Source organism: Streptomyces triticagri (genome assembly GCF_003429565.1).
Lineage (GTDB): Bacteria > Actinomycetota > Actinomycetes > Streptomycetales > Streptomycetaceae > Streptomyces > Streptomyces triticagri.
In genome coordinates this window covers 19240-42422 of record NZ_QUAK01000056.1, presented here as the reverse complement: position 1 = coordinate 42422, position 23183 = coordinate 19240, and the positions used below count along the sequence as shown (strand labels likewise).

Sequence of the window (23183 nt, the reverse complement as noted above, 5' to 3'; positions counted from 1 at the left end):
GTGCCGCGGCGGCGGCCCGGCGACCGGCGTCGTGCTGCTCGGCCGCGAGATACGGGGCCCGTACCTCGGCGGTCTCCAGCACGACCTTCATCAGCCGAGCCCGGAGATGAAGCGGACGGCCTCCTCCTGGAAGAAGTCCGCCTGCTCCAGGAAGGCCAGGTGCCCGCCGCGCGGGGCGACCACCGTCCGGGAGTCGGGCAGCAACTCCTCCAGGCCGGCCACACCGGACGTCCCGAGCGAGAAGTCGTCGTCGCCGACGAACAGCAGCGTCGGGCACTGCACCTTCGTGAGCAGCTCGGGATCGTTCGGCGCCTTCAGCGAGACCGCGAGACCGGACTCCAGGGATTCCACGGTGTGGATGCCGAGGAAGTTCTGCTTCCGGCCGAGGAAGCCGGTCACTCCGGCCTCCTCCACCCCCGCGTCGCCGGTGACCAGCGGATACAGCTGGTTGTACAGCTGTCCGAGGCCGTTCTCCTGCAGCGCCTTCAGCCAGGACTTGGTGATCTGGCGGATGCGCCGAGGGCCGTACGCGCTCATCGCGGGGCCCGCCATGACCAGGCCCGCTATCCGGTCGGGTGCGGCGATCGCCGCGTCCCGGCAGATGAGGGTGGAGAAGGACGTGCCGACCAGCACGGCCCGTTCCACCCCGAGCGCATCGAGCAGCCCGAGCAGGTCGTTGATGTGGTCGTCCCACTCCAGCGGGCCGTCGGCGGGAGTCGAGTCGCCCTGGCCGCGCAGGTCGTACTCGATCAGGCGGAAGTTCTCCTCGAGCTGTCCCGTGTACGACTTCCAGGACTTGCGGTCCATGAAGAAGTTGTTCACCAGGACGACGTCGGTGGTGCCCCGCCCGCGGCGGCTGTAGGCGATCTCGATGCCATCGGCCACCCGGACCCGGCCCGTGTCGACGGCGCCGTCCGGGTCGGCTGCTCCGGCCGGGGCCGGCACGTCGACCGCGACAGTTTCGGTCATGGCCCGTCGCTCCCCTCGAGTCCCACCTCGAGCAGCGCCTCGGCCGCGGTGTCCGCGTCGCCGAAACGGTTCACGAGTACGTGCACCCAGCGCTCCAGGCCGAAGGCGAGGCAGGAGGTGTGCGCCTGCTCGCCGCTGGGCACGCGGATGCCGCAGCGGTCCCCGAAGAAGTTGCGGTGGTAGTTGACCGAGCCGATGGCCAGGCCGTCGACCACGAACTCCTCCTTGACGGGGAACAGCTTCTGCATCGTGGCCCGGGAACCGTTGCGGTCGAAGAACGGGTCGGTCGCGACCTCGGTGGAAGCGTCCAGACCCAGCCGGGCGGCGAGACCGAGGACGAGCTCCTTCGCCTGCGTCAGATGCGCCTTGGCACCCTCGGCCTTCCCCACGAAGACGATCTCGCGCATCGAGAAGCCGAGCAGCCGGCGCAGCCCCTCGTACCGGTCCTCGTTGCGGAAGCAGGTGGCGACCGTGGTGAACAGGGCGCCGTCCGACTCCAGCGTCCGGCCGCGCAGATCGAAGTAGACCGCGTAGCAGGCCGCGGACGGCAGGGCGAGCCGGGCGTCGTTCAGGACCGACGCCGGCAGCGCCGCGGTCGGCCCCGCGGACTGGGTACGGGCCTTCTCCAGCCGTGCCGGGTCGGCCGCGGTGGCGGCGAGGCCCAGATGCGGGAAGTTGTCGTAGTAGTCGATGCTGTCCAGGTCCTCGGGCTGGAGCAGGAACGGATAGCGCCGCTCCTGCGCGTTCAGCCGCTCGGCCCAGGTCAGGACCAGGGATTCGAAGACCCGGATCAGGCGCAGCTCGTCCGAGGCGAGTACGCCGAGGCCTGCGTCGGTGGGCTGGGCGACCGTACTCATGCGCTCACCTTTTCGGCGAAGAAGCGGTCGCTGATCCGCTGCAGGGTGCGGAAGTCCTCCACATCGATCTCCTCCGGGTCTATGGACTCCCCGCTCAGCTCCTCGAGCAGGAACAGGAACTCCACGAACGCCAGCGAGTCGACCGCCCGCATCTCGATCAGGTCGTCGTCGAGGGTGACGTCGGCGGCCTCGGGGTTGCGCTGGGCGATGAACGCCTTGATGGCGGCGATCTTGTCGGTGGTGGTGGTCATGCGACTGCCTCCTGGGCGATGAGACCGTTACGGGCAAGGAACTTGCGGGTGCGCTTGAGAATGCGGTCGTGGGCTTCGGCCCGGGCGGGGTGCTCCAGGAGCTGCCTGCGCAGCTCCAGCGGAGAGTTCAGCCCGGCGTCCCGGTAGACCGCGGGGTTGTACAGACTGCGGATGCTGTAGTCGAGATAGGCATCCAGGTAGGTGACGAGGCGCGGGATGTCCTCGGGGTTCTTCTCCTTCACCTGCTGCAGGAGCTGGGTGAAGATCGTGCGGCCGAAGGCGACGTGCCGGCTCTCGTCCTGGTGGTGGATCCGGTTGATGTCCTGCGCGATCTTCGGCAGCGAAGTGTCGGTCGCCATATGGGCGTTGAAGTAGTCGACGATCTCCTCGAACATCAGGATCCGCGCGAAGATCACCAGTTCGCTCGCGGCCTTGCTCAGGCCGTCGTCGGTGGCCGGGGTCAGGTTCGGGGCCGCCGGATAGATCTTCTTGCCGTAGCGCAGGCAGAACGCGCTGAAGAACCACATGTGTTCGTTCTCTTCACCGATGAAGTGGTGCAGGAACTCGGAGGCGTCCGCATAGGTCTTGGTGTGGATGCGCAGCACGACCTCGCTGAGCAGCTCGCGGATGCCGTGCACATTGAGGCTGAAGAAGTTGACCGCCTCGTGGCGGGTCAGCGCCAGCTGCTGCTCGCGCGGGAGTTCGTCCCAGAACTCGGTGCCGGCGAGCGTGACCAGGTCCTCGCTCATCCACGGCTTGTCGAGCTCGAGCGTGTCGGGCCACTCGAACATCGTGTACGGGTTGTAGTAGTCCGACTCCGCCATCGACTCCAGTCGCGCGAGCTCGAGGCTCACCGGCTGCACGGTCGCTGTCATCGCAATACCTCTCGCTGTTCGTGGACTTGTGGGGATGCGGCGGGTCAGCCGCGCTGGGCCTGGACGGACCAGACCGGCAGTTGGGTACGGCCGCTGTCGTCGACCGCGATGCGGGCGCCGGTCTTCCTGATGAACTCCTCGATGGACGCGGCGACGCCCCAGTAGACGGTCTGCGTCAGTTCGGTGACGCGCCATCCGGCCTCGTCCAGATCGGTGCGGATGTCGTCCTCGGACACGGACAGCGGGGCCGGCATGCCGCCGGGGACGGCGGCGAAGGACAGCATGTTGAGCAGGCCACCGGGCTTGGTGGACCGGTGCAGGGCGGCCACGTACGCCTTGCGGCTCGTGGCGTCGAGCGTGTGGTAGAGCGCGCTGTCGAGGACGGTGTCGAAGCGGCCCTCGAAGCCGGCCAGGCTCGTGGCATCGGCGACGGCGAACTCGATGTCCGCGTCCCCGGCCCGCACCCGGGCCTGCTCGATGGCCGCCGACGCGGCGTCGATCGCCGTCACCCGGTGGCCCCGGCCGGCGAGAAACACGGCATTGTCACCGAGGCCGCAGCCGACATCAAGAACCTGTCCGTGGATACGTCCCCGGCGCTCGAATTCGATCACACCGGGCTGTGCTTCGCCAATGTCCCAGGGGACGGTCTTGATGCCGGCGTCGCCCAGCAATTCCCCGCCCAGGTACACGGCGTTGAAATCCGCCTTGGCGTAGTTGAAGTCCTGCTTGGTGCTGGTCATGTGAATCTCCTGCGGTGAGGGCAGTTGAGTACATGGGCGGGCGGTCGATGTCACCGGACCATTTGAAGTCCACGGCTTTTCTCCGGTCAAGGAGAGGCGACTGCGGACAATTGGCTGTGCCTGTCGGAGGGACCGACTGCGGACTTTCCTCACTTGGACGCCGAGTCCCGGGAGTCGGCGTCGGAACCCGTCATGAACAGCGGGTTCACCGTAGGCCTTGCCGGTGCGCGGAAGTGCGGAGGCCGGGTCACGTGCCCCGTCGGGGCGATCGCAGTAGCTTCTGAACATGTCCGATCGAACCTTTCCCCTGCTGTACGCAGAACACGTATCCGAAACCGCCGGATTCTATGAGAAGCTCGGTTTCGCTCCGTTCCGCAGGAGCCCGGAGACGGGCGACCCGGAATACATCGCACTACGGCGCGGACAAGCGGAAATGGCCGTGGTGTCCACGGCCTGGCCCCCGCAGCAATACGGTGGCACCGCAAGCCGCGGGCCGAGTTTCGAAATGTTTGTCCAGGTCGACGACTTGACTCGGACGCTGGAAAAGCTGCGCGCCGACGGAATATCCGTGCTCCGCAGCGCAGTGGACATGCCGTGGGGCGAGCGCATCGCCTACGTGAGCGACCCGGAGGGAAATCCGGTCGCCCTTGCCACCTCGACCGACTGACGGGACCCCGACCGACCGACGGGACGACGAAGACCATGACGCTGAACGGCACAGAGATCCTGAACCCGCCCCCCGGCGTCCGGCCGGACCCGGACCAGTTCGTGCGCGCCGCCATGCAGTGGCACTTCAGCCCCGAGACCGGCTCCCCGTATTGGCTGCACCGCGCCGGCAGTCTCGGCTTCGACCCGCGTACCGATGTACGCACCCACGCCGATCTGGCGCTCTTCCCCAATGTGGCGGGCGAGTTGCGCGACGTACCCGCGCAGGACCTCATCCCGCGCGGCTACGGCAGCCGGCCCGACGTGGTCGGCGTCTACGAGAGCGGCGGCACCACCGGTGCCCCCAAGCGGGTCGTGCTGCTGCGCGACTGGCTGGACCGCATGCTGGCCTGGAGCAACGAGCAGCTGGACGCGCACGGATTCCCGCGCGGCCTGAACTGGCTCGGCACCGTGCCCAGCGGCCCGCACATCGTCGGCGAGTACTTCCGCCGCTCGGCCGCCACCCACGGCACCCACGGATTCACCGTCGACCTCGACCCGCGCTGGGTGAAGCGTCTGATCGCCGAGGGGCGCGGCAAGGAGGCCGGCGCGTACGCCGAGCACATCGTCGACCAGGCGGCCGAGGTGCTGCGCTCGCAGGACATCGGCGTACTGACCATCACGCCACCGCTCCTCGAACGGCTCGCCGCCCGCGACGAACTGGTGGAGCTGGTGAACAAGAAGGTCCGCGCGATCCGCTGGGGCGGCACCCAACTCGACCCGGACACCCGTGACTTGTACCGGGACGAGATCTTCCCGGACACCGTGTTCAGCGGGAACTACGGCAGCACGATGATCCTCGGCTTCGCCGGCGAGCGGCCGGGACTCGGGCCCGACGATCCGTGCGTCTTCGACACGCTGTCGCCCTTCGTCACGTTCGAGGTCGTGGACCCCGAAGCCGACGGGACGGACGGGACGGGCGGCGCGTACGGGATCAACGAGCCGGTGCCGTACGGCAGTCGCGGACGGGTGGTCGCCCACCATGTCAGCGCCTCCTTCCTGCTGCCGAACAACCTGGAACGCGACACCGCGATCCGCGTGCCGGCACTCGGCGAGGGCCCCGGTGACGCGGTCGCCGACATCGCACCCGTGACGGAGTTCGAGAACGAGACCGTCATCGAAGGGGTGTACTGATGGCCGAGTCCCAGCAAGCCGAGTACCGGAAAGCCGAGTCCCGGATAGCCGAATCGCAGCAAGTAGCATCGCCGCCGGCCGATTTGCCGCCCCTCGACGCCCTCGACGCCCTCGATGCGCTCGGCCCTCGAGGCCCCTACCGCACCCGCAAGCGCGCGACGGTCACGGACGTGACCGGCACGCCGCGCGCCGAACTCAGCCTGGTACCGGGCCTGTTCGCCGAGCGCACCGCCAAGGCGCTGCGCTCCGCCCCGCCGCTGCCGCCGGACCAGCGGGCGGCAGCGCTCGGCCGCGCCGCGATCCTCTTCGCCACCGGCACCGTCGACGGCCGCGGCATCGACGAGCACGAACGGACCGTCAGCCGGGTCAGCGGCCTGCCCCTCACCGTCGTACGGGACGCCACCCGCAACATCGCCACCCGGCTGGCCGCCGCACACGGCAGCGCCGACCGGGCCCGCCCGCGCGGCGCCGTACCGTCCTGGCGCGAGGCCGCCGAAGGCGACGGCTCGGCGGTGTGGGCGCGCCGCGGCGAGGTGTTCGCGGTGCACGCCGCCGGCAACCACCCCGGCACCCACAGCCTGTGGCCGGAGGCGCTCGCACTCGGCCACCGGGTGATGGTGCGGCCGTCCCGGCGCGAGCCGTTCACCCCGCACCGGCTGATCTCCGCGCTGCGCACGGCCGGCTTCGGCGCCGACCGGGTGGCGCTGCTGCCCACCGACCACGACCAGGCCGGGGCGGTACTGCGCGCGGCGGACCTCGGCATGGTCTACGGCGGGGACGAGGTGGTACGCAAGTACGCCGGCGATCCGCGCGTACTGCCGCAGGGCCCGGGACGGTCCAAGATCCTGCTGGCCGGCGACAGCGACTGGCGCGACCATCTCGACACCGTCGTCGCCTCGGTGAGCCACCACGGCGGCACCGGCTGCGTGAACACCACCGCGGTGTACGTCGAGGAGACCGCGCCGGGTACGGCCGCGGCGTTCACGGCCGCGCTCGCCGAACGGCTCGGCGCGCTCCCGGTGTTGCCGCCGCAGGACGAGAAGGCGGTGCTGCCGGTGCAGCCTGCCGCCACCGCGCAGGCGATCGCCCGCCATCTGCAGCAGCGCGCCGGCTCGGCCCGCCGCTTCTCACCCGCCGACGCGGTCGCCGACCTCGGCGACGGCAGCGCCGTACTGCGGCCCGCCGTCCACCTGGTGGACGGCCCGGACGCCCCCCAGCTGGGTGCCGAACTGCCCTTCCCTTGCGTGTGGGTCGCACCCTGGACCCCCCGCGACGGGGTGGCGCCGCTGCGCGGCAGCCTCGTCCTCACCGCCGTGACCGAGCGCGAGGAGCTGATCGGCCGGCTGCTCGACGAACCGACGATCAGCAATCTGTATCTCGGCGACACGCCCACCTACCGCATCGAGCCAGGACTGCCGCACGACGGGTATCTGGCCGAGTTCCTGATGCACAGCAAATCCGTCATCAAGACGCCCTCGAACCACTGAGCCCGTGCGTCACCGAGCCCCGTAAATCACCGAGAAGGGACACCACCACCCATGGCAACGCAGACCGAGACCCGCCTGCACCCGGTTTCCTACACCGCCCAGTGGATGGCCGCCGCCCGCGCCCTCGAGTCGCAGCGCGCGGACGCCCTGTACAACGACCCGTACGCGAAGCAACTGGCCGAGCCCAAGGGCTTCGAACTCATCGACCACTACGACGGCAGCGGCATCCTTCCCTTCATATCGATCCGCACCCGCTACCTGGACGACGCCATCAAGGACCTGCTCGCCGACGGCACCGTCAAGCAGGTGGTGCTCATCGCCGCCGGCATGGACACCCGCGCCTTCCGCCTCGACTGGCCGGACGACGTGACGGTGTACGAGGTCGACCACGGCCCGCTGATCGAGGAGAAGCAGCGCCGCCTGGACGCCCTCGGCGCCGAGCCGGCCGTCGAGCGCCGCCCCGTCAAGGCGGACCTGACCTCCACCTGGCTGCCCGATCTGGAGGCGGCCGGCTTCGACCGGACACAGCCGACACTGTGGATCGCGGAGGCGCTGACCTTCTTCCTCACCGACGAACAGGCCGCCGGTCTGCTGCAGTTGCTCGCCTCGGCGTCCGCGCCCGGCAGCAGGCTGTCCTTCGACATCCTCGGCAAGACCCTGCTCCGCAACCCGTTCAACCGCCGCTTCCTGCAGAAGCTGGCCGACGACGGCACCCCGTGGATCTTCGGCTCGGACCGGCCGGAGGAGTTCGTGGGCGCCAACGGCTGGACCGTCACCGACGTCAAGGAGCCCGGCCAGGCCGGCGCCGGTGAGGGCCGCTGGCCGTACGAGGTGCAGCCGCGGGACCGCAAGGGCGCAAGCCGGCTGTGGCTGCTCCGCGCGGAGCTCGATGACCGGTAAGTAAAAGAGCGGCCAAGAAGAACTGTTCGCGGCCCGTTCCCAACGCTCATGGTTGTGCACTGCACAAACCGGAGGCATGACGCGCCTTTCCCGGATACGACCGATCACTGCAGGGTGAATACAGGTCGCAACGGGAAAAGGAAAGGACGTCATGACGAGCGTGGAGGAGCGGGCCGCAGGCAGTCTCGAGGCACTGCGCGGCGAACTGGACGCCATCGACGAGCGGTTGCTCGACGAGCTTCGCCGCCGCATCGAAACCTGCGTGGCAATAGCCCGGGTGAAAAAGGAACAGAACATTCCGATGATGCAGCCCCACCGGATCGGCAAGGTGCACGACCGGGCGGCGGCATTCGGCACCGCCCACGGCATCGATCCGGCTTTCCTGCGGAATCTCTACGACCTCGTGATCGAAGAAACCTGCAGGATCGAAGACCTGGTGATCAAGGGTGTGTCATGAGAGTTCTGCTGATAGACAACTACGACTCGTTCACCTACAACCTGTACCAGCTCCTCGGCGAGGCCTACGGCCAGGAGCCCACGGTGGTGAAGAACACCGACGACTGGCGCGCCCTTCGGATGAGCGACTACGACGCCATCGTCGTCTCGCCCGGACCCGGACGGCCCGACGTCGAGCGGGACTTCGGCATCAGCAGCCGGGCCATCCTGGAGTCCGGACTCCCGGTGCTCGGCGTCTGCCTCGGCCACCAGGGCATCGTCGCACTCTTCGGCGGCGACATCGGCCACGCACCCGAGCCGGTGCACGGCCGCTCGTCGCCGGTCACGCACACCGGTGAGGAGCTGTTCGCCGGCCTCCCCTCGCCGTTCACCGTGGTGCGCTACCACTCGCTCGCGGCCGGCCGGCTGCCCGCGGACCTGGAAGCGACCGCATGGACCGACGACGGCATCGTCATGGGCGTACGCCACCGTGAACTCCCGGTGTGGGGCGTGCAGTTCCACCCCGAGTCGATCGGCAGCGAATACGGGCGCGAACTGCTCCTGAATTTCCGCGAACTGGCCCTGGCAAGCCGCGCCGCCCTCCACATCGAGATGCGCAAGGTGCCGGTGAACGCCACCGCGGACATCGCGTACCGCACCCTTTTCGCGGGCCGCAGGCACAGCTTCTGGCTGGACAGCAGCAGCGTCATCGACGGGCTCTCCCGCTTTTCCTTCATGGGAGACGGCACCGGGCCGCTCGCCGAATACCTCACCTTTTCGGTGCAGGAACGCTCGGTGTCGGTCCGGCACGCCGACGGGCACCTGGAGATCGTGTCGCAGAGTTTCTTCGAGTACCTGGACGAACAGCTGCGGCGACGCCGGGTGGACGTACCCGAAGGACTGCCCTTCGAATTCAATCTGGGGTATGTGGGCTATCTCGGCTACGAGTTGAAGGCGGAGACGGGCGGCGCCGCGGCGTACAAGGCGGACACCCCCGATGCGGCACTGCTCTTCGCGGACCGCATGGTCGCCTTCGACCACCACAACGGCGACTGCTATCTGCTCGCCCTCTCCCGCGGCGACACGGGCCCGGCCCTGCAGTGGCTCGACCGGACCGAAGCGGCACTCGGCGCCCTCACCGACGCCGCGGCCACCGTGCACCCGCTCGCCGAGAAGGCCCGCTTCACCGGCACCGGCATGACCGACCCGGCGCTCGCCGGCACCGTGGCGATGCGCCACGACCGCGACGGCTATCTGCGCCGCATCGCCGAGTCCCTGGAGGAGATCCGCAACGGCGAGAGCTACGAGATCTGCCTGACCAACATGGTCACCATGCAGGCCGCCATCGACCCGCTGCGCACCTTCACCGAACTGCGCCGGATCAGCCCGGTCCCGTACGGGGCACTGCTCGACTTCCCCGGCACCGCGGTGCTCAGCGCCTCGCCGGAACGCTTCCTGACGGTGGGCACCGACCGCGTCGTGGAGTCCAAGCCCATCAAGGGCACCCGCCCGCGCGGGGCGACCCCGGCCGAGGACGAGGCGCTCAAAGGGGATCTGCTCGGCCACGAGAAGGACCGCGCCGAGAACCTGATGATCGTCGACCTGATCCGCAACGACCTGGGGACCGTCTGTGAGGTCGGCTCGGTGCATGTGCCGAAGCTCTTCCACGTGGAGACGTACGCCCCGGTGCACCAGCTCGTCTCCACCGTCCGCGGCACGCTCAAGGAGGGCGAATCGGCCGTGTCCGCGGTACGGGCCGCCTTCCCCGGCGGCTCGATGACCGGAGCGCCCAAGATCCGTACCGAGGAGATCATCGACCGGCTCGAGGAGGGCGCCCGCGGGGTGTACTCCGGCTCGCTCGGCTGGTTCGGGCTCAGCGGCGCCGCCGATCTGTCCATCGTCATCCGCACCCTGGTGGCGGCCGAGGACCGGGTCACGTTCGGGGTCGGCGGGGCGATCGTCTCCCTCTCGGACGCCGACGCCGAGTTCGAGGAGACGGACGTGAAGTCCCGGGCGATGGTCTCTGCGGTGGCCGCCACCGCGATGGAACCGATGCCCGCGGCCGCGGCGGCACCCCGGGACGAGCCGGCCCGCGACGAGACCCTGAGGGCCGCCTCATGACCGGGCGCTGGCTGGTCGTCGGCGGGATGGGCGCGGTCGGTGCGCTGTTCATCCGGCGGCTCGTCGAGGACGGTCACGACGTGTGCGTCGTCGACCCCGCCGTGCCCGAGGGATACTCCGACCGTCCGGTGCGGTGGCTGCGCGGTGACGTCCTGGCACCCGACGACCGGCTGACGGCCGAACTGCGGTCCGCGGACGCGGTACTGCTCGCCGTACCGGAGCCGGTCGCCGTCGCCGCCGTCCCCGTCGTGGCCGAACTGCTGCGCCCGGACGCGCTGTTGGTCGACACACTGTCGGTGAAACAGCACATCGCGGACACGATCCGCAAGCACGCGCCGGACGTGCAGGCCGTCGGGCTCAACCCGATGTTCGCGCCGTCGCTCGGCTTCGAGGGCCGTCCGGTCGCCGCGGTCGTCGTGCACGACGGGCCGCAGGTCCCGGAGCTCTACGAGCTCGTGGACTCCTGGGGCGCGCGCATCGTGCCGCTCGACGACGCCCGGCACGACCGGCTCACCGCGGCCGTGCAGGCCCTCACACACGCCTCGGTGCTGTCCTTCGGCCTCGCCCTCGACCGGCTCGATCCGGGCGCCGGCGAACTGCGCGAGCTCGGCCCGCCCCCGTACACCACCCTGGCGGCCCTGCTCGCACGCGTCTCGTCCGGCACCACCGAGGTGTACTGGGACGTCCAGTCCGCCAACCCGCAGGCCGCCGCCGCCCGGGCGGCACTCGCGGACGCCGCCCGCCGGTTCGCCGACGCCGTCGAGTACGGCACGGAAGCGGACTTCGCCGCCGTGATGGCCGCCGCACGCGGCGCACTCGGGCCCGAACTCGAGCACTACAGCGGGATCGCCGAGCGGATCTTCACCTCCCGCTGACCGGCGCACGGCGCACGGCGCCCGGGTCCGCGCCCCGCGACCGGTCGCCCCCTGCATGTCCACCACCACTCACCACCGAGAGAGGTACCACCATGACCACGTCCACCCCGGTCTTCGCCGAGACCGTCCTCACCCCCGAGCAGCGGGCCGTCGTCGCCGCCGACGACAGCATCGGCGGCGGCAATCTGCTCACCCGGGCCATCGCGCACAGCCCCCGCCCGGACACCGCCTTCGTGCACTCGGCCCGGCCCGTCGTCGGCCTGGACGGCACCGCACGGCACGACTACAGCCTGCGCCAGATCGACGAGCTGGCGCAGAGCTGGTCCGCCTGGTACCTGGCGCGCGGCATCAAGCCCCGCGAGCGGGTGGCGATCTGGTTCGAGGACTCCTTCGCGTACTCCGTGCATTTCTACGCACTCGCCCAGATAGGCGCCGTGGCCGTCCTCATCAACAGCAAGGCCACCGCGGCCATCGCCACCTCACTGCTCGAACAGACCGAGGCGACCGGGCTCTACGCCGACCGCTCCCGGCTCCGACTGCTCGCCGACGCCGACGGGTTGCCGGACTGCGTGGCCTGGACGCAGAGCGAGGAGGAGCTGCCCGCACCGCCCGCCGCGACCCTGCCGGAGGCCGAGCGCTACCGGCACGTCACCGAGGACCCGGTGGTGGTGCTGCACTCGTCGGGCACCACCGGCCGTCCGAAGCCGACCATCCACACCCACGGCTCGATCGTCGCGGGCCCCAAGTTCCGGCTGCTCGACCACACCGAGCAGCCCGGCGCGCTGATGATGACGGCGCTCCCGCAGTCGCACCTGGGCTGCATCGCCTACACCGTGTACGCGGTGCTCGGCGGCACCCCCGTCGTCGCCCTCAACGACCGCAGCGGCGACGAACTCGCCGCGGCCGTCGCGAAGTTCCGCCCGACCGCCGTGATGTCCTTCGCGCACGCCTACGCCGAACTCGCGGCGCTCGACCTCGCACCCGGCACCCTCGACTCGGTCGCCGCATGGGTGTCGATCGGCGACGCCGTGCACCATGCGCACATCAGGAAGGTCCTCGCACAGCGCTCCCCGGAACTGCCGGCGGCCGCCTTCCTCGACCGGCTCGGCACCACCGAACTGGGCTGGGGCGTCCTCCTGAAGGCACGCACCCTCGACGACGAGCGCAACGACCGCTGCGCCGGAAAGCCGGTGGGCGTCGCCGAGGTGGCGGTACTGCGCCCCGACGGCACCCACGCCGACGTGAACGAGGTCGGCTTCCTCGCCGCCCGCGGACCGGCCATCACACCCGGCTACTGGGGCGACTCGGTGACCACCTACCGCTTCAAACTGGCGGGCCACTGGCTGCCGGGCGACATGGCGTACAAGGACGAGAACGGCGACTTCTTCCTCGTCGACCGGGCCGCGGACGCCATCCGCACCGAGACCGGCACCGGCTACTCGGTCCTGATGGAGGAGGTGCTGCTCGCCGAGGTCGACGCCGTCGACGACGTCGCGGTGGCCGCCGGCCGGCTCGACGGCAGGACCGTCCCGGTCGCGGTGGTGACGGCCAAGGCGGACGCGGCGGCGGAGCCGGAGAAGCTGCTGCTGCGGGCCAACGAGGCACTGCGCACGGCCGGCCACCCCGAGCTGGCGCTCCTCGAAGTCGCCCGGACGGAAGCCGACTTCCCGGTGGGTGTGACCGGGAAGGTCCTCAAGCGCACCCTGCGCGAGAAGTACGCGGACATCGCCGCGTACGCACAGGGGAACGCGGACAAGCAGCTGGCCCGCGCGGCCGCCTGACCGGGAGTACCTCCTCCCGGGCGGACACACGAAGGGGCCCGGTTCGATCGGATGGGGAAATCCGATCGGACCGGGCCCCTTCGTCGCGTCGAGGACCCGCGTGCCCGGCTCAGCGGCCGAAGTGCCGCCTCGCCACCTCGATCACCGCGTCATTGGCCTCCTGATCGCCCACCGTGACCCGGACGCCCTCGCCGGCGAAGACGCGCACGGCGAGCCCGGCCGCAGCACAGGCGTCCCCGAACGCGACGGCGTCCGAAGCGAGCGGCAGCCACAGGAAGTTGGCCTCACTGCGCGGCACCGCGAGGCCGAGCCCGGTGAGCGCCCGCCAGGTGCGCTCCCGCTCGGCGACCAGCGCCGTCACCCGCGCCATCAGCTCGCGCTCGGCGTCCAGCGACGCGATCGCGGCCAGCTGTGCCGGGGCGCTCACCCCGAACGGCACCACCGTCCGGCGGATCGCCGCGGCGACCGGCTCCGGGGCCACCGCATAGCCGACCCGCAGGCCCGCCAGGCCGTACGCCTTGGAGAAGGTCCGCAGCACGACCACGTTCGGGTGGTCCCGCTGCAGTGCGATGCCGTCCGGCACCTGCGGATCGGTCACGAACTCCCGGTAGGCCTCGTCGAGTACCACCGTGACCCGATCCGGCACCCGCCGCAGCAGCCGTTCGAGCTCCGCCCGGACCAGGACCGTCCCGGTCGGATTGTTCGGGTTGCAGACGAACAGCAGCCGGGTGCGCTCCCCGACCGCCGCGGCCAGCGCCTCGGGATCGTGTACGGAAGAGGCCAGCGGCACCCGCACACCGACACCCCGGCAGACCTCGGTGAGATGCGGATACGCCTCGAACGACGGCCAGGCGAACACCACTTCGTCGCCGGGGTGCAGCAGCGCCTGCATGAGATGGTGCAGCACCCCGACGGAGCCGGCCCCGGTGACGATGCGCGCCTCCGGCACCCCGAGCCGGCCGGCGATCCGGGCGGTCAGGGCCGTCACACCACGGTCCGGATAGCGGTTGGCGTGCTCCGCGGCCTCGGCGAGCGCGGCCCGTACGGACGGCAGCGGCGGATACGGATTCTCATTGGCGGCCAGCGCACCGTGCGCCGCCCGCCCGGCGACGGTCGTCATCTCCCGGCCTCCTCGTAGCCCATGAGATAGCCCAACTGGAAACGGTGGTGCGCCCCGTAGCGGTCGCGCAGCCACGAGATGTGGCCCTGCACCGAGCGCAGGCTCACCCCGAGCCGGCGGGCGATCTCCTTGTCGGAACGGCCCTCGACGAGCAGCCGGCGGATCGTGGAACGGATGTCGGGCACCACTTCGGAAGCGGCGTCCGCGACCCGTACCGGATGGAAGGGATACGGCTCCGCCCGGTCCCAGGCCTTGTCGAAGACATCGGTCAGGAAACGCACCACCGAGGGCTCCCGTATCTCGGTCGCCGTGGTGCGCTCCGCATTGTCGGGAATGAACGCCGCGGCATCGTCGATGATTATCAGCCGGTCGAACAACTCGGCCAGCGTGCGCACTTGCGCACCATGTGCCGTGACCGTTTGTACATAGCGTTTCGTGGCCTCGCAGAAACGCGTGCTGTGCTGATAGAGGGTACGCATGGACACCTGGCGCTCGAGATGTTCGCGCACCGCGTGGTAGGCGTCGTCGAGAGTACTGCTCGGCCGCGGGCCGTCCGGCTGAGCAGTGAGGATCTGATATCGCGCGGCGCGCAGCGCATCGTGTATGGCCGCCCGTATCTCCAGCGGACCTTCGATCCGGAGGATGCCGTCGCCGGAGTGGGCGGCGGTCGGGGCCGGCGCACGTGCCGCGGCCGCCGAGGCGGAGCGGGCCAGCACGTCAAGAGTTTCTGCCATACGGGAAAGCGCATCGGGAAGAGCCGAAAGGGACTCCAATTCTGGTACAGCCGGATCGCCTCTCATAATCACCCCTTCGGGGAGTGGAGATGGGTCGAGCCAAAGGCTGGCACGATGACCCGAGAGGCTTCAAACAGAACTTCGACCGGGGCGCCGGGACTTCCGACTGCGGAAATTCCTCGGTTGAATTGCAGGGGACCTGACCTGACTTCGGAAGGGATTAGCACTCATGACCACTGCCCCCCGCGTCGACTTCTACTTCGACCCCGCCTGCCCGTTCGCCTGGATCACTTCCCGGTGGATCCTCGAGGTGGAGCGGCAGCGGGACGTCGACCTGCACTTCAAGATCATGAGCCTTTACGTGCTCAACGAGGGCAATGAACTGCCCGACTGGTACCGCGAGTTGGTCGACAACTCGCTGGCCCTGGTGCGCATCGTCACCGCCGCCGCCGAGCAGCACGGGGACGGCGTACTGCGGGACCTCTACACGGCACTCGGCACCCGCATCCACCCGGGCGGGAACAAGGACTTCCCGGCGGTCGCGAAGGAGGCGCTCGACGAGGTGGGCCTGCCGGCCTCGCTGCTGGAGGCGGCGGAGAGCACCGAGTACGACGAGGCGCTCAGGCGCAGCCACCGTGCGGCGATGGGGCCGGTCGGCGAGGACGTGGGCACGCCCACCGTGCACATCGACGGGGTGGCGTACTTCGGTCCGGTGCTGCAGTCCATTCCGCGCGGCGAGGACGCCGTCCGCATCTTCGACGGCGCCCTCGCTCTCGCCCGTTACCCGGACTTCTTCGAGCTGAAGCGGACCCNGCGCGGCGAGGACGCCGTCCGCATCTTCGACGGCGCCCTCGCTCTCGCCCGTTACCCGGACTTCTTCGAGCTGAAGCGGACCCGCACGGGGTCGCTGAACTTCGCCTGAATCCCCTCGCCGCATACTTCGACAGGCGGGCGCCCGCGGTCACTTCGCGGGCGCCCGCCTGTTGTCGGTGCCCTTCAGCGCGGCGAGGACGAGGACCGTCGCCACGGCCGAGGCCGCCGCCATCGCGAGCCAGACGCCGTGGCCGATCCGGACGAACAGCCAGCCGCCCGCCACCGGACCCACCGCCGAGCCGAGGCCGAAGGCGAAGTGGAAGGCGCCCAGATAGCGGCTCCTGAGCGCCGCCGGGGCGACCACCGCCGGATACGAGAAGATCGCGGGCCCGCCGACGATCTCGCCGAGCGTCCACACCAGGGTGCCGATGATGATCACCGCGGGTCCGAGCGGCAGCGCATAGACCGCGACGCCCGCGCCGAGCAGTGCGAAGGCCAGACCGACGGTCAGCCGCACCGGCCAGGTCTGGGTGTACTTGGTGATCAGCAACTCGAAGGCGATGACCAGGAGTCCGTTGAGCGAGACGGCCAGGGTGTACCAGAACACCGCGAGGCCGGACGCCTTCACGTCCAGCGGCAGGGTGGACAGGTACTGCGCGTACACGGCGGTGTGCACGAGCGTCGCCACCAGATACACCAGGAACCGGCGGTCCCTCAGCACCTCGGCATAGCCGCCGCCGTGGTCGTGCGCCGTCGCCGCGGACCGGCCGGCCGGCAGTGCCGCCCGGGCCAGCGCCGCGAAGACCAGGGCGATCAGCGCCTCGCCCCAGAACAGCAGGTCGTAGTGGCCCGAGCCGAGCTTGTAGAGGCCGAAGCCGAGCAGCGGCGCGGCCATCGCGCCGAGGTTCAGGCCCCACCGGTACATCGCGAAGATCATCACCTGCTGCCGCTCGCCGGTGAGTTCGGAGAGCAGCGTGGCCGCCGCGGGCCGGAACATCTGCCCGGCGAGCCCCGCCACGCACACGACGGCGAGCAGCAGCGCGTACGAGTCGAGGTACAGGAGCGCCGCGATGAGCACCCCGGACGCGGCCATGCTGACCGCGATGGTGTTCCTCGGCCCGAGCCGGTCGGCGAGCCAGCCGCCGATGAGCACCCCGACGACGGTGCCGGCGCCGTACGCGCCGAGGGCGAAGGCGGCGGCCTGCGCCGCGTGCCCGAGCGAGGTCAGGTACAGCACCAGGAAGATGTTCAGGAAGCCGCCGAGGCGGTTGATGAACACCCCCGCGAGCAGCGTCTTCACGGCGAGCGGGGCGTCCCGGAAGGTGGCGAGCACTCCCGCGCGCGGTTCGGTCTCCGAGGCGGGGACGGTCGCGGTCATGCCTCCCCCTCTTCCGACCGTCCCGACCGTCCCGACCGTCCCGGCTGCCCCGGCACCTCGTCGGGTGTCGTACGGATCGTGACGGCGGCCCGTACCCGCTCCTCGAGGGCGTCGAGTCCTGCCGCCGTCGGGGCGTCGACGAGGAAGTTCGCCACCCGGTCCTCGGAGCTGCGCAGCGGACCGGCATGCGTCCCGGGCGCCTTCTGTACGAAGACGGCCCGCAGGGTCGGCGGATCGTGCGGCGCCCCCGGTGCCACATCGGGCCACAGGTCGCCCTCGCCGGCCCACTGCGCCCGGATCCCGGGCCAGTCGACGGTCACCGATTCGAGCACCCCGGGCCGGTGCTCGAGATACACCTGCCGGGCGTGCCGGACCGGCCGCGGGCAGCCGGCCGGTTCGCCGAGCGCGATGCGGATGATCTCCGGCTCCAGGGGCTGCCCCGTCGCGAGGTGGTAGAGCGCGGTGATGCCGTCGCCCGGCGGGCGGGCGGCGATCTCCATCAGATACGGGCGGCCGTCGGCGGCCAGCCGCCACTCGGCGTGGGCGATGCCGTCCTGGAAGCCGAGCCGCTCCAGGACCCGGCGGTTGGCCGAGAGCAGTACGTCCCGGCCGGGCTCCGCCGGCCCGGTGACCGTGTGGGCGAGCTCGACGAACGTGTCGGCGTGGTGCTCGGTGGTCTCCTTCCTGGTCACGCCGGCGAAGACGATCTCGCCGTCCTGCACCAGGGATTCGACGGAGTACTCCTGCCCGGTGATCTTCTGCTCGACCAGGATGGTCTCGTGCTCCGGATATCCGGCGAGCAGCGCGGCGAGCTCGTCGCGGTCCGCGGCCGTGGCCACGCCCGAACTGGAGTGCCGGGTCGCCGGTTTGACGACGACGGGGAAGCCGGCCGCGGGCGACACGGACTCGTCCCGCCCGCCGGGCACCAGGACCTCCACGGCCGGGCTGAACTCCGCCAGATACAGCCGCTGCAGATACTTGGATCGGCACACCCGCCCGGCCCGCAGGCCGGGCGAGCGCAGCGCGTAGGCGTCGGCGACCAGGGCGGTCGGCTCGACCATGGTCTCGCCGGCCGCGTAGGCGCCCACCAGTTCGTAGCGTTCGGCCCACGCTCGTGCCGCCGCGACGACACCGGGCGTGTACGAGCCGTCCCGGTCGACCGAGCCGTCCACGAAGGCGATGTCGGCGATCGCGGAGGCCGGGTGGTCCGGGTCCTTCATGCCGAGCTCGGCCTGCTCGCGCCAGCCCGAGCCGGTGATCACCAGGATCTGCAGGCCGCGGGCGGCGAGTTCGCTCAGATAGCGCGGGGCCCGGCAGATGGCGAGGAACGAGCCGGTCAGCACGAACGCGGCGGGTTTGCCGCGCGGCCGCCCCCGATCGGTACGGGAGGTCATCGTCCCTCACCCCAGCGCTCTGCGGCCAGGAAGGCGAGGTCGATGGACTGGCTGCGGTTCAGGCGCGGATCGCAGGCGCTCTCGTACGCCCGGTGCAGATCCTCGGTGGAGACCCGGTCGGTGCCGCCGGTGCACTCGGTGACGTGCCCGCCGGTCATCTCCAGGTGCAGTCCACCGGGGTGGCTGCCCACGTCCCGGTGCACCGCGACGAAGCTGCGGGTCTCGGCGGCGATGTCGGCGACCCGGCGGCTCTTGACGCCGCTGTCGGTGACGCGGGTGTTGCCGTGCATCGGGTCGCAGACCCACAGCACCGGATGGCCCGATGCGGTGACCTTCTGCACCAGCGGCGGCAGCACGTCCTCGATCCGGTCGGCTCCCATCCGGGTGATGAAGGTGAGCCGGCCGGGCTCACCGTCCGGGTCGAGCAGATCGGTCAGGGCGAGCAGCTCGTCGGCGGTGGCCGTGGGGCCGACCTTCACGGCGACCGGGTTGGCGATCGAGGCGGCGAAGTCCACGTGCGCGCCGTCGAGTTGACGGGTCCGCTCGCCGATCCACAGCAGATGCCCGGAGCCCGCGTACCGCCGCCCGGTGACGGGGTCGATCCGCACCAGGGCACGCTCGTAGTCGAGGAGCAGCGCCTCGTGGCTGACGTGGAACTCGCTGCCGTCGCCCGCGCCGAGGCCGGACACGGAGGTGGCGCCCAGGGCGGTGATGCGCTGCAGGGTGGCCTCGGACATCCGGTAGGCGGTCTCCATCCGGCGCGGGTCGGGGGTGCGGTCCTCGGGGGTGAAGGCGAGGCCGTTGACGATGTCGCCGCGGTAGGCGGGCAGTTCGAGGCCGTCCTGCGTCTCGACGGGTTTGGATCGCGGCTTGGCGTACTGGCCGGCCATCCGGCCGACACCGGCGACCGGCAGGCCGGTGGCCCGGGTCAGCACTTCGGACATCTGGCGCAGCGTGGTGACCACGCCGTCGACCTGCTGCAGCGAGCGTTCGCCGAACGTCTCGGCGCAGTGTCCGCCCTGCAGCAGGAGTCCCTCGCCGAGCGCGGCCGCGGCGAGCAGGCCGCGCAGCCGGTCGCATTCGGCGGGGGCGACGAGGGCGGGCAGGGCGCGCAGCCGGGAGACGGTCTCCTCCAGGGCGTCCCGGTCGGGCCAGATGGGCTGCTGGGCGGCGGGCAGGGTCCGGACAGCGGTGGTGGTCATGGCGAGATCGCTCCTCGTTCGAGTGCGCGGTCGGTCAACCGACCAGCGGCTCCGGTGTATTGGGCGGGCTCGAGCAGGTCGTGCAGTTGGTGTACGGACAGTTCGGCGGCCACCTCGGAGTGCGCGGCCAGGACGTCGGCGAGTGGGGTGCCGGTGGTGTCCGCGGTGGTGGCGGCCTCGGTGAGCAGACGGCGGGCGGTGGCCCGGCCGAGCCGGGGTGCGAGTACCGCGGCCAGGCGTTCGGTGGTGACCCGGCTGCCGGTGCTGTCGAGGTTGGCGCGCATCCGGCCGGCGTCGACGGTCAGGCCCTCGGCCAGCTCCGCGGCCGTGTGGGCGGCTCCGCCGGCGAGCCGCAGCGCCTCGCGCAGCACCTGCCACTCGGCGTGCCAACCGCCCGCCGAGCGCTCGTCCTCGGCCGTGAGGGCCTGCTGGAGCGGGACGGTGAGTGCGGGCACCACGAGGGCGGCGGAGCGGATGAGGGTGGCCAGGACCGGGTTGCGCTTGTGCGGCATCGCCGAGGACACCCCGCGGCCGGCCGGGGCGGGTTCCGCCGCCTCCGCGACCTCGGTGCGTACGAGCACCAGGACATCGGCGGCGATCTTGCCGAGTGCGCCGGTGGCATGGGCGAGTACGGAGCCGAGGTCGGCGACCGGGGTGCGCAGCGCGTGCCAGGGCAGCTCCGGTGCGGCGAGACCGGTCTCGGCGGCGAAGGCGGCGACCAGGTCCCGGTGGTAGTCGGCGGCGGTCCGGCCGTCGATCCTGGCGTACTCCAGGTACCCGGCAAGGGTCCCCGCAGCGCCGCCGACCGAGACGGGAAGGCCGCCGTCGAGCAGCCGGTCCACGCGCTGCACGGCGTCGAGGACCAGGTGCCGCCAGCCGGCCGCCTTCAGTCCGAAGGTGGTCGGCACGGCGTGCAGCGCCAGGGTGCGCGCGGCCGCCGGGGTGTCCCGGTGCGCGGCGGCGAGACGGGCCAGCGCCTCGGCCGTGCGCAGCAGATCGGCGCGCAGGATCCGCAGGGTGCGGCCGGCGACCAGCATCATGCCGGTGTCGAACACGTCCTGGCTGGTGGATCCGCGGTGCACGTACTCGGCGGCGTCCGGATCCTCCTGGGCCACGGCCGCGGTGAGGGCGCGGACGAGGCCGACCACGGGATTGGCGGTGTGCCGCCCGGCCAGGGCGAGTTCACGCAGATCCAGCCGGTCCGGGCGGGCCACGGCGGTGATGGTCTTCGCCGCGCTCGCCGGCAGGGTGCCGAGTGCCGCCTGGGCGCGGGCGAGCGCTGCCTCGGCGTCGAGCATGGCGGTGAGCCAGGCCCGGTCGCCGGTGGCGGCCTCCGCCGGGGTGCCGGCCCGTACCGGCGAAAGCAGCCCGAGGTCGGCGGCGGCGTCCGGCGCGGTCATGCGCTCACCCCGGCCGGTACCGGCACCGAGCGCACCGCCAGCGCGATGGCGTCGGAGTCCTCGAGGGTCACGGAGCCGACGCCGGGACGGATGCCGGCGGCGGTGAGCCAGTGCACCGACTCGGTGGGCACCCCGTACGCGAACCGCCGCGGATGCGGCCGCCCTTCGGCGTCGACCAGACGGTACGGGCGCTCGGTGACATCGAGCCCGCCCGTCTCGTACGTGCTGCCGCAGGTGCCGCGCAGCACATACGGGCGGCACTGGCCGGACTGCCGCAGCTGCACGAGCAGCGGGTCGGTGGTCCGGCGCAGATCGGGCTCCGGGAGCCGGGCCTCGATGAGCACCCGTGCGGTCACCGGCGGCTCCTCGATGTGATCCGACGACGCGGTGAACTCCCCGCCCGCCGGGCCGGTTTCGGTGGTGCCGATGCGCATCCCGGGCCCGGTGAAGGACACCACGCCCGCCTCGGCGAGGGCGATCAGCTCCTCGGTGCGGGAGACCGGCGGCCCGATCGACAGGAAGGCGTTGAGCGGGCTGTACCAGCCCTCCAGGTCGTCCCGGTGCGAATTGGCCTCCAGGCCGCCGTGGTCGACGGCGAGGCGGATCTCGTTGCGCAGGTCGCGCAGTACGTCGAGGGCGGCCTTGAGCGGACCGCTGACATTGCCCGCCCTGGCCTCGGCGGCGTCCCGGCGCAGATGGCCGAGCAGCCAGTCGTTGTAGTCGGCGGCCGAGGTGAACTCACGGTCCCCGTAAGGACGGTGCAGCGCGTCCCAGTCCCAGCGCTCGTCCGCACCGATGCCGTACTCGGCGAGGAGCAGCTCCTCGTCCTCGGGGGTCGCGGCGGACGGGTGGCGCAGCGCGAAGTGCTCGGCCGTGGCGCGGCCGTCGCGGCGGGCGAGCAGTGCCGCGTAGTAGACGCCCTGCACTTCCTTCTGGATCAGCGGCCACAGGTCGGTGCCGAAGTGCAGCCACTCACCGTCCCGTACGGACTGCCGCAGCCGTGCCACCGTGTCCGTGGTGAGCAGCCGCGGCTCGTACCGCCCGTGCGGGCCCTTCTCGTTCTCGCCGCGTGCGTGGTACGGCACACCGCGCCGTGACCCGGCGAGCAGCAGCGGCTCCCGGCCCGAGGGGTGATAAGTGAGCCGGCCGTCGGCCGTCCGCTCGAAGCGGCCGCCGCGGCCGGCCGTGAACAGGGCGAGATAGTCGAAGAAGTTGAGGCCGAGGCCGCGGAGCAGCACCCGCTCGCCCGGCCGGATCGAGGCCAGCTGCACATCGGCCGGGTTCGCGGGCGGGATGTACGTGAGCCGGTGGCGCTCGGCGAAACGGGCGAGGCGCTCCTCGGCGCGGCCCGGGGCGGCCGGCAGATGGCCCTGCGCGAGCACCACCGCGTCGAGGCCGGTGAGCAGGGAGCCGTCGGCGAGGTGCAGCGACTGCGGACCGCCGGGCTCCTCCTCCGTCAGCGCCACCGCCCGGGCGGTGTGCACCTCGACGCGCACATGGGCGGGCGCCTCGCGTATCAACTCGGCGCAGACCCGGCGCAGATAGTGGCCGTAGAAGGCACGGGTCGGATAGGAATCGGGGCCGAGGCGGCGGGCCTCGGCGAGCACCTCGGCGCCGAGGCCGCCGTCCCCGGCGGCGGCGAGCCGGCGGGCCCACTCGTAGAGGCTCGGGCCCTCCGCGATCGGACCGTCGATGGTGACACTGGCGTCGGTGTACAGGGTCACCTGTGAGGCGACGGTGTTCATCAACAGGTGCGGGGACTGGGAGGTCCGCCAGACCTGCCCGGCTCCGGGCGGCCACGGGTCGACGAGGTGCACGGTGAGCGCCTCGTGGGTGGCGGACTTGCGTTCCTGGCTGCAGATTCGTTCCAGTACGGAAATACCTCTCGGCCCCGCGCCGACTATGGCTGTGCGGGCATGTCCGGAGTTCATGAATTCCTCCCCGCGGCGGAATTGAAAGACCTCATGCAGAAGAGTCTTCCGATTCCGCCGCCCGGCGAGAAGGACGTTCAT

General features: G+C 71.1%; 21 protein-coding genes and 1 pseudogene. 10 read left to right on the top strand and 12 right to left on the bottom strand.

The annotated features are described in order from the left end of the window. Positions 1–90: 90 nt before the first annotated feature. From DY218_RS10490 to DY218_RS10470, 5 genes are read right to left on the bottom strand one after another with little or no spacing between them, the layout of a single operon-like run. Positions 91–969, bottom strand: a complete 879-nt coding sequence (locus tag DY218_RS10490) for an alpha/beta fold hydrolase (protein ID WP_128555672.1) — start codon at positions 967–969, stop codon at positions 91–93. Beyond that, on the bottom strand, positions 966–1826 hold the full coding sequence (locus DY218_RS10485) for a class-II aminoacyl-tRNA synthetase family protein (RefSeq protein WP_199566690.1): 861 nt from the start codon (positions 1824–1826) through the stop codon (positions 966–968). Before DY218_RS10485 ends, DY218_RS10490 begins: the two co-directional genes overlap by 4 nt. Beyond that, positions 1823–2077, bottom strand: coding sequence for an acyl carrier protein (locus tag DY218_RS10480; protein WP_128555671.1), 255 nt, complete (start codon positions 2075–2077; stop codon positions 1823–1825). The genes DY218_RS10485 and DY218_RS10480 overlap by 4 nt, the downstream gene beginning before the upstream one ends. After that, positions 2074–2952 carry a diiron oxygenase gene (locus tag DY218_RS10475; protein ID WP_199566689.1) on the bottom strand — a complete coding sequence of 293 codons (879 nt, stop codon included), beginning with the start codon at positions 2950–2952 and terminating at the stop codon, positions 2074–2076. The genes DY218_RS10480 and DY218_RS10475 overlap by 4 nt, the downstream gene beginning before the upstream one ends. A 44-nt stretch (positions 2953–2996) precedes the next feature. Next, positions 2997–3692 (bottom strand): class I SAM-dependent methyltransferase, encoded by a 696-nt coding sequence (locus tag DY218_RS10470; protein WP_128555670.1) that lies wholly within the window; start codon positions 3690–3692, stop codon positions 2997–2999. Positions 3693–3978: 286 nt separating this feature from the next. On the opposite strand from DY218_RS10470, the gene DY218_RS10465 reads away from it, so the two are divergent. The 8 genes from DY218_RS10465 (at position 3979) to DY218_RS10430 (ending at position 13130) form a co-directional block, all read left to right on the top strand. Continuing rightward, positions 3979–4359: a VOC family protein gene (locus tag DY218_RS10465; protein WP_128555669.1), complete on the top strand. Its 381-nt coding sequence runs from the start codon at positions 3979–3981 to the stop codon at positions 4357–4359. A gap of 35 nt (positions 4360–4394) precedes the next feature. Further along, positions 4395–5531 carry a phenylacetate--CoA ligase family protein gene (locus tag DY218_RS10460; protein WP_128555668.1) on the top strand — a complete coding sequence of 379 codons (1137 nt, stop codon included), beginning with the start codon at positions 4395–4397 and terminating at the stop codon, positions 5529–5531. Continuing rightward, entirely contained in the window at positions 5531–7018 is a 1488-nt protein-coding gene (locus DY218_RS10455; protein ID WP_128555667.1) for an aldehyde dehydrogenase family protein, read from the top strand. The genes DY218_RS10460 and DY218_RS10455 overlap by 1 nt, the downstream gene beginning before the upstream one ends. Positions 7019–7069: 51 nt before the next feature. Beyond that, positions 7070–7918, top strand: a complete 849-nt coding sequence (locus DY218_RS10450; RefSeq protein WP_233521478.1) for a class I SAM-dependent methyltransferase — start codon at positions 7070–7072, stop codon at positions 7916–7918. Between the two features lie 151 nt (positions 7919–8069). Beyond that, on the top strand, positions 8070–8375 hold the full coding sequence (locus DY218_RS10445; protein ID WP_128555666.1) for a chorismate mutase family protein: 306 nt from the start codon (positions 8070–8072) through the stop codon (positions 8373–8375). After that, positions 8372–10474 carry an aminodeoxychorismate synthase component I gene (gene pabB / locus DY218_RS10440; protein WP_128555665.1) on the top strand — a complete coding sequence of 701 codons (2103 nt, stop codon included), beginning with the start codon at positions 8372–8374 and terminating at the stop codon, positions 10472–10474. The genes DY218_RS10445 and pabB overlap by 4 nt, the downstream gene beginning before the upstream one ends. Further along, positions 10471–11349, top strand: a complete 879-nt coding sequence (locus tag DY218_RS10435) for a prephenate dehydrogenase/arogenate dehydrogenase family protein (protein WP_128555664.1) — start codon at positions 10471–10473, stop codon at positions 11347–11349. Before pabB ends, DY218_RS10435 begins: the two co-directional genes overlap by 4 nt. A 92-nt stretch (positions 11350–11441) precedes the next feature. Continuing rightward, positions 11442–13130 carry a class I adenylate-forming enzyme family protein gene (locus DY218_RS10430; RefSeq protein WP_128555663.1) on the top strand — a complete coding sequence of 563 codons (1689 nt, stop codon included), beginning with the start codon at positions 11442–11444 and terminating at the stop codon, positions 13128–13130. Between the two features lie 109 nt (positions 13131–13239). Here the strand turns inward: DY218_RS10430 and DY218_RS10425 are convergent, their stop codons facing one another. Both DY218_RS10425 and DY218_RS10420 read right to left on the bottom strand, forming a co-directional pair. Continuing rightward, a complete protein-coding gene (locus tag DY218_RS10425) occupies positions 13240–14250 on the bottom strand; it encodes a histidinol-phosphate transaminase (RefSeq protein WP_128555662.1) in 1011 nt (336 codons plus the stop codon). Beyond that, on the bottom strand, positions 14247–14966 hold the full coding sequence (locus DY218_RS10420; protein ID WP_158574014.1) for a LuxR C-terminal-related transcriptional regulator: 720 nt from the start codon (positions 14964–14966) through the stop codon (positions 14247–14249). Before DY218_RS10420 ends, DY218_RS10425 begins: the two co-directional genes overlap by 4 nt. A 247-nt stretch (positions 14967–15213) precedes the next feature. Between DY218_RS10420 and DY218_RS10415 the strand changes: the two are divergent. Together DY218_RS10415 and DY218_RS35935 are read left to right on the top strand one after the other, a co-directional pair. Further along, positions 15214–15796: pseudogene (locus DY218_RS10415) on the top strand (mycothiol-dependent nitroreductase Rv2466c family protein); the annotation flags it as partial. 1 nt (position 15797) lies between these two features. Beyond that, the coding region (locus DY218_RS35935) for a mycothiol-dependent nitroreductase Rv2466c family protein (protein ID WP_456341169.1) at positions 15798–15906 on the top strand (109 nt) is incomplete at its 5' end. Positions 15907–15945: 39 nt separating this feature from the next. Here DY218_RS35935 and DY218_RS10410 read toward each other — a convergent pair. From DY218_RS10410 to DY218_RS10390, 5 genes are read right to left on the bottom strand one after another with little or no spacing between them, the layout of a single operon-like run. Beyond that, positions 15946–17175, bottom strand: coding sequence for an MFS transporter (locus DY218_RS10410; protein ID WP_128555659.1), 1230 nt, complete (start codon positions 17173–17175; stop codon positions 15946–15948). After that, positions 17172–18569: an ATP-grasp domain-containing protein gene (locus DY218_RS10405; protein ID WP_128555658.1), complete on the bottom strand. Its 1398-nt coding sequence runs from the start codon at positions 18567–18569 to the stop codon at positions 17172–17174. Before DY218_RS10405 ends, DY218_RS10410 begins: the two co-directional genes overlap by 4 nt. Continuing rightward, a complete protein-coding gene (locus tag DY218_RS10400) occupies positions 18566–19771 on the bottom strand; it encodes a 3-deoxy-7-phosphoheptulonate synthase class II (protein WP_128555657.1) in 1206 nt (401 codons plus the stop codon). Before DY218_RS10400 ends, DY218_RS10405 begins: the two co-directional genes overlap by 4 nt. After that, positions 19768–21171, bottom strand: a complete 1404-nt coding sequence (locus DY218_RS10395) for a nitrosuccinate lyase (RefSeq protein WP_128555656.1) — start codon at positions 21169–21171, stop codon at positions 19768–19770. Before DY218_RS10395 ends, DY218_RS10400 begins: the two co-directional genes overlap by 4 nt. Then, on the bottom strand, positions 21168–23102 hold the full coding sequence (locus tag DY218_RS10390) for an FAD/NAD(P)-binding protein (RefSeq protein ID WP_128555655.1): 1935 nt from the start codon (positions 23100–23102) through the stop codon (positions 21168–21170). Before DY218_RS10390 ends, DY218_RS10395 begins: the two co-directional genes overlap by 4 nt. Between the last annotated feature and the right edge of the window lie 81 nt (positions 23103–23183).